We start from the raw sequence: 11,693 nt of genomic DNA, 5'->3' as shown, positions 1-11,693 counted from the left end.
CATGCCGCACCGTCCGGTTCTTCCTCACCTGCCCGCGGCCCTGTCCCATTTTCCGACCGCGCGGAAAACCGCTCCCGATGCTGACCCCGCAGTGCCCGGGCCTGCACAAAAAACCGGTGTGGTGGTCGGCGGCGGCATCTCAGGGCTGATTGCCGCCCGCGACCTGGCCCGCACCGGCGTGGCAGTGACCCTGTTTGAAGCCGGAACTGAGCTTGGCGGTTGCGTGGGCACCCATTCCGTGGCGGGACTGACCCTGGACAGTGGAGCGGAATCCTTCGCCACCCGCTCCCGCGCAGTACCTGACCTGATGGAAGAGCTGGGACTGGGCGACGCCATCGTTCAGCCAAACCGGGACGGGGCCTGGCTGCAGCTGGCCGGCGACGACGTCGCCGCCGCCGCCCAGCGGATGCCCCAGAGCGGCCTGCTCGGCATTCCCGCTGATCCGCGGGCGCCGGAAATTGTGCAGGCGATCGGACGGGCAGGTTCCGCACGGGCCGCACTGGACAAGGTGTTGCCGGTGGGCAGCCTGGTCCGCCGCGAGACCGTGAGCCTGGGTGAAGTGGTCCGTGCCCGCATGGGCGAGGCTGTGCTGCGCCGGCTGGTGGCTCCCGTGGTGGGTGGCGTGTATTCCTCGGATCCCGACGTGCTGGACGTGGACTCGGTGGCTCCGGGGCTTCGGGCGGCACTGGCAAAGCATGGATCCCTTTCCGGGGCAGTGGCTTCGATGCGGGCATCCGCGCCCGCCGGATCAGCCGTGGCCGGCCTGGCCGGCGGCATGGGCATGCTCACCCGTGCCCTCGAGAAGGACCTGCTGGCCCTGGGCGTGAATATCCGCACCGGCTGCCCCGTCACGGCGGTGGAGCGCAGCGGCAGCGGCTGGCTGGTCTCGGCCGCCGCAGGCGCTGCACCCGTGGAGGAAACAGTCTTTGCCGACGCGCTGGTCATGGCCACTGACGGCCCCTCCGCCTCAGATCTGCTGACCGGCAGCGTTCCCGAGCTGGCAGCCGCCCGTCCGGGTCCCGGACCCGGCGTCGCCCTCGTCACCCTGGTGGTGGACCAGCCGGATTTGGACGCCCATCCGCGCGGCACCGGGGTGCTTGTTGCAGCTGACGTTGAAGCCGTTGACGCCAAGGCCCTGACCCACGCCACCGCAAAATGGCAATGGCTCGCTGACTCCACCGGACCGGGAACGCACGTGCTGCGGCTCTCCTACGGCCGGGCCCTGAGCGCTGAGGACTCCGCTGCGGCGGCACGGACAAGCCCCGTGAAGCGCGGCGACGAGGACCTCTTCGCGCAGGCGCTGGCCGACGCCTCGGTCCTCCTCCAGATCCCGCTGGGGGTTGACGACGTGGTGGGCTGGGACGTCGTGCGGTGGGTCGGCGCCCTGCCATCCGCCGCCGTCGGGCACCACGACCGGGTTGCCGCGGTCCGCGCCGCTGTCGAGGCCGTTCCCGGGCTGGAAGTGGTGGGAGCCTGGTTGGCAGGCACCGGACTGGCAGCCGTTACCGCCGATACGCGCACCCGGATTGCAGGCCTGGCGGACCAGCTGGACCAGTTGTGACATTGGCCACTTCTACAAGAAGTAGAAGTGGAGTATTTCGTCTAAGCCTGCCCAAAAGGGCAGACTGTTAATCATGAGTGAGCCCATGGGTCAGAGCACCGCAGAAACAGCCGTCACCGAAGAACAGTTCTTTACCCTCTGGACCGTTTTCAAGCGGTCCGCTGCAGGGGGAACGTCCGGTGCAGCTGCCGATTCCGAGGAAAATGTCAGGGCCTTCGAGGCACTGGCCGATCAGCTGGCTGAACGCCACGTCACCCTGCGCGGACTGTACGACGTCTCCGCGATGCGTGCGGACGCCGACGTCATGGTGTGGCTGCACGGCGGCCGGGCCGAAGACCTGCAGTCCGCCATCCGCGACATCCGCCGTTCCGGCCTCTTTGCCGGAACCGAAATCGCCTGGTCGGCCATGGGTGTGCACCGCGACGCCGAGTTCTCCAAGAACCACTGGCCCTCCTACGCCCGGGGCATCGCCCCCGAAGCCTGGATCTGTGTCTACCCGTTTGTCCGTTCCTACGAGTGGTACCTGCTGCCCGCCGAAGAGCGCGGCAAGATGCTGCGCGACCACGGCATGCTCGGCCGCGAATTCCCGCAGGTCCTGGCCAACACCGTGGCGTCCTTCGCACTGGGCGACTGGGAATGGATCCTGGGCCTGGAAGCACCCAACCTGGTTGACCTGGTGGACATGATGCGCCACCTGCGCTCCACCGAGGCACGCAACCACGTCCGCGAAGAAATCCCCTTCTACACCGGCCGGCGCATTGCCGCCGCCGAGGTTGCCGAGGTACTGAAATGACCACATCCATAAGCAATGAGCCTGCATCCTTCGACCCGCGTGAGGGCGTCGATGAGAACGGCCGCATGGCGCCCAAGCACTACGACGCCATCCTGCTGGCCTCCTTTGGCGGCCCCGAAGGCCAGGAAGATGTCATTCCGTTCCTGCGCAACGTCACCCGCGGCCGGGGCATCCCCGACGAGCGGCTGGAGGAAGTGGCCACCCACTACCGCGCCAACGGCGGCATCAGCCCGATCAACGAGCAGAACCGTGCACTGAAGGCCGCCCTCGAGGCCGAGCTTACGCGCCGCGGCATCGACACTCCCGTGCTCTGGGGAAACCGCAACTGGGCCCCGTACATCAAGGACGTGCTGCAAGAAGCCTATGACACCGGCTACCGCCGCCTGCTCATGGTCACCACCAGCGTGTACTCCTCGTACTCCAGCTGCCGCCAGTACCGAGAGGACCTGGGCATGAACCTGCTGGCCACCGGCCTGGACAAGAAACTGCAGGTGGACAAGGTCCGCCAGTACTTCGACCACCCCGGATTCGTGGAGCCGTTCGTGGAGGGCGTCCGCGATTCCCTCGCCCGGGTCCGCGAGCAGCTTGCCGAGCGCGGCGAAGAGGACGGGAAGATTGAAATCCTGTTCTCCACGCACTCCATTCCCACCGCCGACGCCGAAGCATCCGGCCCGCGCGACCGCGAGTTCGAGGAGTCCAGTGCCTACGTGGCGCAGCACCTCGCCAATGCCCGCGCCATCATCGACCGCATCCCCGAAGCCGCCGGCCTGGACTGGCAGCTCGTCTACCAGTCGCGCTCCGGATCCCCGCACACCCCGTGGCTGGAGCCGGATATCAATGACGCCATTGCCGAGCTCCCTGCCAAGGGTGTGAAGGGTGTCGTGATTGTGCCCCTGGGCTTCGTCAGCGACCACATGGAAGTCCTCTGGGACCTCGATACCGAGGCCATGGACACCTGTAAGGAGCTGGGCCTTGCGGCACACCGCGCACCCACCCCGGGCATCCACGAAACCTTCGTGTCCGGGCTGGTGGACCTGCTCTGTGAGCGCACTGTCGAAAACAACATTGCCGACCGTCCCGCTGTGACACCGCTGGGCCCCTGGTACGACGTCTGCCGTACCGGCTGCTGCGCCAACCTGCGCGGCGAAAAGCCGACAATCGCCGGAGCCGATTCCACGGTGGGTGTGCAGTAGTGGCGCATTCGCCCGTCCTGATCGGCACCCGAGGCAGCGCACTGGCTGTCACCCAGACCACCACGGTGGCCAACGCGCTCTCCGAACTGGGCGGTTTCGATGTTGAACTCGTCCGGGTACGGACCGAGGGAGACATCAACCGGGCAGCCCTGTCGCAAATCGGCGGCACCGGTGTGTTCGTGGCTGCGCTGCGGGACTCGCTGCTGCGCGGAGACTGCGACGTAGCCGTGCATTCCCTCAAGGACCTGCCCACCGGGGCAGCGGAGGGACTGACCATCGGCGCCATCCCGGGCCGGGTGGACGTCCGTGACGCACTCTGCGCCCGCGACGGCCTGACCCTGGCGCAGCTGCCCGAAGGCGCCCGCGTGGGCACCGGCTCTCCGCGCCGGGCCGCACAGCTGCGTGCCGCCCGTCCGGACCTGGAGGTAGTGGATATCCGCGGCAACGTGGACACCCGCCTGGGCCGTGTGTCCGGGCTGGTGGAAGGCGCTCCCGGCGACCTTGACGCCGTCGTGCTGGCAGCTGCCGGCCTGGCGCGCCTGGGCCGGCTGGAGAAGGTCTCGGAATTCCTGGATCCCTCCGTCATGCTTCCGGCTCCCGGCCAGGGTGCCCTGGCCGTGGAGTGCCGCAGCGCCGACGCGGCCGAAGGCCCGCTGAGCCGTGCCCTGGCCGCCTACGACAACAATGCCGCCCGCCTCACGGTCACCGCGGAACGGGCGCTGCTGAACCGGCTGGAAGCCGGCTGCACCGCACCCATCGGCGCCCTCGCCACCCTGACCGAGGTGCGCCTGCATCTGGAAGTCGTGGTCTGCAGCGACGACGGCACCAAGATTATGCGGCGTTCCGCTGCCACCGCTGAACTGGATGAAGACGGCGCCCGCGCCCTGGGCGTCCGCCTCGCCGAGGACCTGCTCGCCGCCGGCGCCGCTTCCCTGACGGACCTGGCGGTCAGCTGATGCCGCATTCCGGAAGCCGCTGAGGTGGCCGGCGCCAAAGCCCGGGCGGACCTGGCCGGACTGAACGTGGTCCTTCCGCGCAGCCCCGACCGGGCGGCGGCGATGACCGCGGAACTGGAATCCCGCGGTGCGGCCGTGGCGCTTCTGCCGCTGATTGACTTCCAGTTTCCGTCCGACACGGGACCCCTCGATTCCGCGCTCATGTCACTGCGGTCCGGGCGGTTCGCCTGGGTCATCTTCACCAGCGTGACCACCGTGCGTGCCATGGTGCGCCGCTGCGCCGCCCTGGGCGTGCCGGCCGCATCCGCCGTCCCGGCCGGAACCCGGATCGCCGCCGTCGGGGCAGGAACCCGCAAGGCTCTTGAAGACATCGGACTGGATGTCGACCTGATGCCCGAGGGGGATCATTCCGCCCGCGGGCTGGCTGAGTCCTGGCCGCATCCGGAAGACACCGGCCCTGAGGGCGGGGCGCTGCGCATCCTGCTGCCGCAGGCAGACCTTGCCGATCCGGGACTCCGCGACAATCTCACCTCACTGGGGTGGGACGTCCGTGCCGTCACGGCCTACTGCACCGTGGACTACCCCGCCACGGGGGTCCGTTTCACCCCTGCGGCAGACGCCGGGACTGCCGGAACGGCCCGGGTGCTGACGCCCCGGGAATTCCTTGCCGCGGCACCGGCCCGTCCCAGCGCCGTCGTGCTGACCTCGCCGAGCATCGTTCGCCGTTTCCTGCGGCTCTGCTCGCCGGTTCCGGCGGGCACACTTCTGGTGGCCATCGGCGACAGCACGGCTGCCCAGATGGCCGAACTGGACATCACGCCGGATGCCGTGGCGGACCAGCCCACGCCCGAGGGAATAGCGCAGGCCCTTGCTGTTGCTATGTCTACGGGTCCCACAACCTAGTACCCCGTCATTATCGGAAGGCAGATTTATCTCATGAGCTTCCCCCAGCACCGTCCCCGCCGGCTGCGCACCACGCCCGCCATGCGGAGATTGACCGCCGAATACCGCCTGGATCCGGCGGAGCTGATCCTCCCCGCCTTTGTCCGTGAGGGCATCAGCGAACCCAACCCGCTCACCTCCATGCCCGGCGTCGTCCAGCACACCATGGATTCCCTGAAGAAGGCGGCCGCTGAAGCGGTTGACCTGGGTGTTGGCGGGATCATGCTTTTCGGCATCCCCGCCGAGCGCGACGCCGTTGGCAGCGCCGGCGTTGATCCCAACGGCATCCTGAACCGCGGCATTGCCGCCGTGCGGGAGGAAATCGGCGACGAGCTGGTCATCATGAGCGACGTCTGCCTGGATGAATTCACCGACCACGGGCACTGCGGCGTCCTGGACGAAAACGGCGTGGTGGACAATGACACCACCTTGGAGATTTACGGCCGGATGGCCGTGGAGCAGGCCCGCGCCGGTGCCCACGTGCTGGGCCCGTCCGGCATGATGGACGGCCAGATTGCCGTGATCCGCCACGCCCTGGACACCGCCGGCTATCAGGACGTGTCCCTGTTCGCCTATGCCGCCAAGTACGCCTCCGCGTTCTACGGACCCTTCCGCGAGGCCGTGGACTCCCAGCTCAAGGGTGACCGCCGGACCTACCAGATGGAGGCGGCTAACCGCCGCGAAGCCCTCCTCGAGGTTGAACTGGACCTCGAAGAAGGCGCCGACATGGTCATGGTCAAGCCGGCCATGAGCTACCTGGACGTGCTGGCCGACGTGGCCGCCATGTCACCGGTCCCGGTGGGCGCTTACCAGATCTCCGGCGAGTACGCGATGATTGAAGCTGCCGCCGCCAACGGCTGGATTGACCGCCGCCGGGCCATCGAAGAGTCCGTGCTCGGCATCAAGCGGGCCGGCGCGAACATGATTCTCACCTACTGGGCCACCGAGCTGGCGGCCTGGCTGAAGGAAAGCAAGTAATGTCCTCACCTGTCTCACCCTCTTCCAACGAAGAACTGTTCGACCGTGCCCGGGCCCTGATGCCCGGCGGCGTGAACTCACCGGTCCGGGCCTTCGGTTCCGTCGGCGGCACGCCCAAGTTCATGGTCTCCGCCAAGGGCCCGTACATCACCGACTCCGAAGGCCGCGAATACGTGGACCTCGTGTGCTCATGGGGGCCGGCCCTCGTGGGGCACTCCCACCCGGACGTCTTGGCCGCGGTGCACGCAGCCGTCGACAATGGTCTCTCCTTTGGTGCTTCCACCCCGGCGGAAGCTGAACTGGCGCAGCTGGTGATGGACCGCGTGCCGGGCGTGAAGCGCCTGCGCATGGTCTCCACCGGCACCGAAGCCACCATGACCGCCATCCGGCTGGCCCGCGGCTACACCGGCCGCAACCTGGTCATCAAGTTCGCCGGCTGCTACCACGGCCACCTCGACGGGCTGCTGGCCTCCGCGGGCTCCGGCCTGGCCACCCTGGCGCTGCCCGGCTCGGCCGGCGTCACTGCGGCCACCGCTGCCGAGACCCTGGTGCTGCCGTACAACGACGTGGAAGCGGTCGAAAAGGCCTTCGCTGAGCACGGCGCGAACATTGCCGCCGTCATCACCGAGGCAGCGCCCGCCAACATGGGCGTGGTGACCCCGGAGCCGGGCTTCAACGCCGCCCTGTCCCGCATCACCGCGGCCAACGGCGCGCTGCTGATCCTGGACGAGGTCCTCACCGGCTTCCGCACCGGCCCGGCCGGTTACTGGGGCCTGACCGGAGCGGTGGAAGGCTGGACTCCGGACCTGTTCACCTTCGGCAAGGTCATCGGCGGCGGCATGCCCGTCGCCGCGCTCGGCGGCCGTGCCGACGTCATGGACTATCTGGCGCCCCTGGGCCCGGTGTACCAGGCCGGAACCCTCTCCGGTAACCCGATCGCCATGGCAGCCGGCGTCGCCACGCTCAAGGCCGCCACCGCCGAGGTTTATGCCACGGTGGACGCCCGCAGCGCTGAGCTGTCCGCCGCGGTCTCCGCTGCACTGACCGACGCCGGCGTGGACCACAGCATCCAGCGCGCCGGCAACCTGTTCAGCGTCGCCTTCGGCACCTCCGCCACCGGCGTGCACAACTACGAGCAGGCCCAGGCACAGGAGTCCTTCCGGTATAAGCCGTTCTTCCACTCGATGCTCGACGCCGGGGTGTACCTGCCGCCGTCGGTCTTCGAGGCCTGGTTCCTGTCCGGGGCACACGACGACGCCGCGATGGAACGCATTTACGCTGCCCTTCCGGCGGCCGCCAAGGCTGCCGCAGAGGCACAGGCGTAACGGCCCCGGCCACGAAAAACCCCGCCTCTTCCTTTCGGAAGGGGCGGGGTTTTTCGTTGTTCAGCAGGCGGCGGTCAGTGCCTAGAAAGCAGCAGTGACGTCACCGTTGGGCCAGGTCTCCTCGATGAAGGACGAGACCTCGGGGGAGTGGAGCAGCTCTTCGAGCTTGTCGATGCGGGCGTCCTTGTTGCCGGTCTTCCACGCGAGGAAGTTGGCGTACGGGTTCTCCTCCACGGATTCCACCAGCAGGGCGTCGTCGGTGCTCAGGCCGGCGGCCAGGATGTAGTTGCCGTTCAGAATGGCCAGGTCCACGGTGGGATCGCTGAGGTCATTGACCAGCAGCTCCGGCTGGTTCTCCACGAAGTCCAGTCCCTTGGGGTTCTGCTCGTCCGTCAGGGCCAGCACCGAAGCGTCGTCTTCAACGTTCTCCAGCAGGCCGGCTTCTTCCAGCAGCGTCAGCGCGCGGGCCTGGTTCGAAGGGTCGTTGGTGATGGCCACGCGGGCACCGTCGCCGACGGCGGAGATGTCCTCATGCTTTTCGGAGAAGACGGCGTACGGCTCCACATGGACGCCGGCGCCGTGCTCAAAGTCGTAGCCCTGGGACTCGACCTGGGACTCGAAGTACGGCAGGTGCTGGTAGTAGTTCGCATCCAGCGAGCCGTCATCCAGGGCGATGTTCGGAGTGACGTAGTCGTCGAATTCCTTGATTTCCAGCTCGAGGCCGGCATCGGCCGCCAGATTGTCGGCGACGTACTGCAGGATCTGCGCGTGCGGCAGCGGGCTGGCACCCACCGTCAGGGTTACCGGGTTTGCCGGATCCAGACTGTCAACGGATTCGCTGGAGGCGTCGGAGCCTCCGCAGGCGGACAGCGCCAGGGCAGCGGCCACGCCGGTGGCAACGAGAGTCAGTGATTTACGCATCGGGTGCGTTCCTTTCAGGGAACCCGGGCCGGAAGACATCCAACCCGGACAGTGGGCAGCTAGCGGCTACTGGCTGCAGATTCCGGTCCGGACCGCGGCCGGCAAGGCAGCGGACGGCGGGAAAAACTTCAATGGTCAGCGGCGGATGTCCGCTGTGTCCGGGACACTGCGGCCGGGAGCATGATCCGAGCCGGCCGGCGGCGCAACAATGCCGACGTCGAGGGCGGCGGCGCCGGGGGCACCGGCGGAACCGGTCCGGCGGCGGCGCTTGGCCCCGCCGTCGGCCGAGCGGTGGTCCACGCGGCGGGCCACGATATCGCCGGCAATCTGGATGACCTGGACGATGGCCACGATCACGATGATGGTGACGATCATGACGCCGCTGTCGAAGCGCTGGACACCGTAGTTGTAGGCCAGCCGGCCCAGCCCGCCGCCGCCCACGATGCCGGCCATGGCGGAGTAGCCCACCAGGGTGACCATGGTGGTGGTCAGGGCGGCTACCAGTCCCGGCATCGCTTCCGGAAGCAGGACCTTGGAGATGATCTGCATCTTCGTGGACCCCATCACCAGGGCGGCATCAATTTTGCCGCCTGACACGTCTCGCAGCGCGGTTTCCACCAGCCGGGCGAAGAAGGGGATGGTGCCGATGCTCAGGGCCACGCAGGCGGCAATCGGGCCGATGGAGGTGCCCGTGATGATGCGGGCCAGCGGGATCAGCGTCACCATCAGGATGGCGAACGGAATGGAACGGGTGATGTTCACGATCACGCCGCTGACAATCCGGTTGGTCATCGGCATCGGGCGCAGGCCGCCGGGAGCGCTGGTGTGCAGGAAGATGCCCAGCGGAAGCCCGATGAGCAGCGTGACGAGGCCGGAGATGCCCACCATCTGCAGGGTTTCCAGGATGGACTCCGGCAGGGCCTTGGTGATTCCGGGGTTGTCCAAAAGTTCGGTCAGGAAGTTCATGCGGCCACCTCCACGGCAACGCCCTGGTCGGCGAGATAGTCGGTTACGGCGGTCATGTCCGTATGGACGTCGAGCTGGATCCGCAGGCGTCCGAAGCGCCTGCCGGCCAAGGTTTCAACGCTTCCCGCGAGGACGTTCACATCCGTGTCGAAGCGGCGGGTCAGTGCCGACAGCACCGGCTCCGTGGCGCTGCCGCCGGTGAGCAGCAGTTCCAGGACCGGCCCGGTGGGATCCCCGGGCAAAAGGGGAGTGGCGGGCAGCGGAATCAGCTGCTTGGCCAGCCGGCCGCCCAGGTTCGAGGCGACCTCGTTCAGCGGGCCGTGCTCGGCCACCCGACCTGCTTCGAGCAGGGAAACGGAATCACAGATCCGCTTCACGACGTTCATTTCATGGGTGATGATCAGCACGGTCAGTCCCAGCCGGTGCGAGAGATCCGAGATCAGGTCCAGGATGTCATCGGTTGTCCCCGGGTCCAGGGCCGACGTCGGCTCGTCGCACAGCAGGATGTCCGGATCGGAGGCCAGAGCGCGGGCAATGCCGACGCGCTGTTTCTGGCCGCCGGACAGCTGCGCAGGATAGGCGCCGGCGAAGCTTTCCAGTCCCACAAGGCGCAGGAGATCGGACACCTTGTCCTGGATGACCTGTTTTTTGGCACCCGCCAGCTCCAGGGGATGCGCAATGTTTGCAGCAGCCGTGCGGGAATCCATCAGGTTGGCGTGCTGGAAAACCATGCCGATACGGCGACGGGCGGTGCGGATCTCGGAGTCCTTGACCGCGGTCAGTTCCCGCCCGTCAATGGTGACCGAGCCCGACGTCGGGCGGTCCAGCAGCGTGAGGCACCTCACCAGCGTGGACTTCCCGGCACCGGAGTGCCCGATGATCCCGTGGATGGATCCCTTCGGCACGCTCAGGCTGACGCCGTCGAGCGCGGTAACGTCGCGGTCGCCCTGGCGGTAAACCTTGCGCAGGTCGGTAACTGTGATCATTGATCCTCGTGGTCTAAGTATTGGTGCTGGTCAGCGGGCGGTTGCCGGGCGCGGAAAGTACCGGGCACGTCTGGGTGCCGGCTAACCGGGTGGTGTCTGCCAATCACGTGGCACAAGACGCCGGATCCCTGCGAGATGCCCTGCCACAGGGTCTCCGGGTCGCGCCTGGGGCGCCATCAGCGCCTAACACAGCTGTCAGTATCTCACGCAGGCGGCTGCTGACTCGATTCGGGGCGGGCTGAATGAAGCAGGCTTCCAATATGTTTCGTAACGTGACGCGGGGTTGCTCCCGGACACGGGGATGTCCGGGAAAGCAGGGCGTCAGCTGCGTGCGGGCCAGGTCCCGTCCACCACGGCTGCCGGATCCTTGCGCCGGAGGTAGTCCTGGAAACTGGCTGCCTGTTCACGTGCCCAGTTGACCTGTGCCTGATGAAGGAGCGTAGCGTCGCGGTGCAGTACGGGGAACTTGCCGGCCATGGCGCGGGCAACGCCGATGGTGGCCATGACATCGGCGGCTGAAGTGTGCGCGTTCTCGAAGCCGACGCCGTAGTGTTCCGTCAGCGCCGTCAAAGTGCGTTTTCCCCGTCGGTACCGGTCCACCTGCTTGTCCAGGATGTAGGGGTCGATGACGGGGGCGGGTGTCGGCGGCGTCAGCCCGAACCGTCCGCACTCCCGGTTCAGGACGGTGAAGTCATAGGAGGCGTTGAACGCCAGGACCGGAATGCCGGCAGCGAACAGGCTTCCGAGAACACCGGCGATTTCGGCGGTGACCAGGGCGGCCGGCTGCCCCTCGGCGCGTGCCTGTTCCGTAGTGACGCCGTGGATGGCTGCCGCTTCGGCCGGAATGTCTTCCTCCACGGCGGCAAGCCACTCGTGGTGCTTCAGGACTTCCCCCTGACCGTTCACCAAGATGATGGAAGCGGTGACGATCCGTGCGGTCTGCGGGTCGCGGCCCGTGGTCTCAAGATCGAAGGCCGCGTGGGGGAGTTCATGCCAGCTGTTCATAAAATAAACGTACCTTTGGGCACCGACAATCGAAGATTCCGTGCGCCGTGCGCCCGGACTACGCTGG

General features: G+C 67.5%; 10 protein-coding genes and 1 pseudogene. 7 read left to right on the top strand and 4 right to left on the bottom strand.

Translation table 11 applies throughout. The features are described from left to right. Position 1: 1 nt before the first annotated feature. The 7 genes from hemG to hemL all read left to right on the top strand — a co-directional run bounded on the left by hemG (position 2) and on the right by hemL (position 7,748). Positions 2-1,561: a protoporphyrinogen oxidase gene (gene hemG, locus MUG94_RS12930; protein WP_227906475.1), complete on the top strand. Its 1,560-nt coding sequence runs from the start codon at positions 2-4 to the stop codon at positions 1,559-1,561. A 73-nt stretch (positions 1,562-1,634) separates the two neighbouring features. Beyond that, positions 1,635-2,354, top strand: a complete 720-nt coding sequence (gene hemQ / locus MUG94_RS12925) for a hydrogen peroxide-dependent heme synthase (RefSeq protein WP_227892170.1) — start codon at positions 1,635-1,637, stop codon at positions 2,352-2,354. Beyond that, positions 2,351-3,547, top strand: coding sequence for a ferrochelatase (locus MUG94_RS12920; RefSeq protein ID WP_227906474.1), 1,197 nt, complete (start codon positions 2,351-2,353; stop codon positions 3,545-3,547). Before hemQ ends, MUG94_RS12920 begins: the two co-directional genes overlap by 4 nt. Continuing rightward, entirely contained in the window at positions 3,547-4,503 is a 957-nt protein-coding gene (gene hemC, locus MUG94_RS12915) for a hydroxymethylbilane synthase (RefSeq protein ID WP_227906471.1), read from the top strand. Before MUG94_RS12920 ends, hemC begins: the two co-directional genes overlap by 1 nt. Positions 4,504-4,527: 24 nt before the next feature. Further along, positions 4,528-5,406, top strand: coding sequence for a uroporphyrinogen-III synthase (locus tag MUG94_RS12910; protein ID WP_227906469.1), 879 nt, complete (start codon positions 4,528-4,530; stop codon positions 5,404-5,406). A 33-nt stretch (positions 5,407-5,439) separates the two neighbouring features. Continuing rightward, entirely contained in the window at positions 5,440-6,423 is a 984-nt protein-coding gene (hemB, locus tag MUG94_RS12905) for a porphobilinogen synthase (protein ID WP_227906467.1), read from the top strand. Then, on the top strand, positions 6,423-7,748 hold the full coding sequence (gene hemL / locus MUG94_RS12900) for a glutamate-1-semialdehyde 2,1-aminomutase (protein ID WP_227906463.1): 1,326 nt from the start codon (positions 6,423-6,425) through the stop codon (positions 7,746-7,748). The genes hemB and hemL overlap by 1 nt, the downstream gene beginning before the upstream one ends. An 81-nt stretch (positions 7,749-7,829) precedes the next feature. Here hemL and MUG94_RS12895 read toward each other — a convergent pair whose 3' ends face one another. The 4 genes and pseudogenes from MUG94_RS12895 to MUG94_RS12880 all read right to left on the bottom strand — a co-directional run bounded on the left by MUG94_RS12895 (position 7,830) and on the right by MUG94_RS12880 (position 11,626). Continuing rightward, complete coding sequence (locus MUG94_RS12895) at positions 7,830-8,669, bottom strand: MetQ/NlpA family ABC transporter substrate-binding protein (protein ID WP_104052593.1); 840 nt, start codon at positions 8,667-8,669, stop codon at positions 7,830-7,832. A 288-nt stretch (positions 8,670-8,957) separates the two neighbouring features. Continuing rightward, positions 8,958-9,635: pseudogene (locus MUG94_RS12890) on the bottom strand (methionine ABC transporter permease); the annotation flags it as partial. Then, positions 9,632-10,621 (bottom strand): methionine ABC transporter ATP-binding protein, encoded by a 990-nt coding sequence (locus MUG94_RS12885; protein ID WP_227892164.1) that lies wholly within the window; start codon positions 10,619-10,621, stop codon positions 9,632-9,634. The pseudogene MUG94_RS12890 and the gene MUG94_RS12885, both read right to left, overlap by 4 nt. A gap of 321 nt (positions 10,622-10,942) precedes the next feature. Continuing rightward, positions 10,943-11,626, bottom strand: coding sequence for a 3'-5' exonuclease (locus MUG94_RS12880; RefSeq protein ID WP_227906461.1), 684 nt, complete (start codon positions 11,624-11,626; stop codon positions 10,943-10,945). Positions 11,627-11,693: the final 67 nt, after the last annotated feature.

The organism is Arthrobacter gengyunqii (assembly GCF_023022985.1).
GTDB lineage: Bacteria > Actinomycetota > Actinomycetes > Actinomycetales > Micrococcaceae > Arthrobacter_B > Arthrobacter_B gengyunqii.
This window is presented reverse-complemented; position numbering and strand designations above follow the sequence as displayed.

Bases quoted from the DNA above. Each gene is read 5' to 3' on its own strand.
- hemG (WP_227906475.1), top strand. From the start codon at position 2: ATGCCGCACCGTCCGGTTCTTCCTCACCTGCCCGCGGCCCTGTCCCAT.
- hemQ (WP_227892170.1), top strand. From the start codon at position 1,635: ATGAGTGAGCCCATGGGTCAGAGCACCGCAGAAACAGCCGTCACCGAA.
- MUG94_RS12920 (WP_227906474.1), top strand. From the start codon at position 2,351: ATGACCACATCCATAAGCAATGAGCCTGCATCCTTCGACCCGCGTGAG.
- hemB (WP_227906467.1), top strand. From the start codon at position 5,440: ATGAGCTTCCCCCAGCACCGTCCCCGCCGGCTGCGCACCACGCCCGCC.
- hemL (WP_227906463.1), top strand. From the start codon at position 6,423: ATGTCCTCACCTGTCTCACCCTCTTCCAACGAAGAACTGTTCGACCGT.
- MUG94_RS12895 (WP_104052593.1), bottom strand. From the start codon at position 8,669: ATGCGTAAATCACTGACTCTCGTTGCCACCGGCGTGGCCGCTGCCCTG.
- MUG94_RS12885 (WP_227892164.1), bottom strand. From the start codon at position 10,621: ATGATCACAGTTACCGACCTGCGCAAGGTTTACCGCCAGGGCGACCGC.
- MUG94_RS12880 (WP_227906461.1), bottom strand. From the start codon at position 11,626: ATGAACAGCTGGCATGAACTCCCCCACGCGGCCTTCGATCTTGAGACC.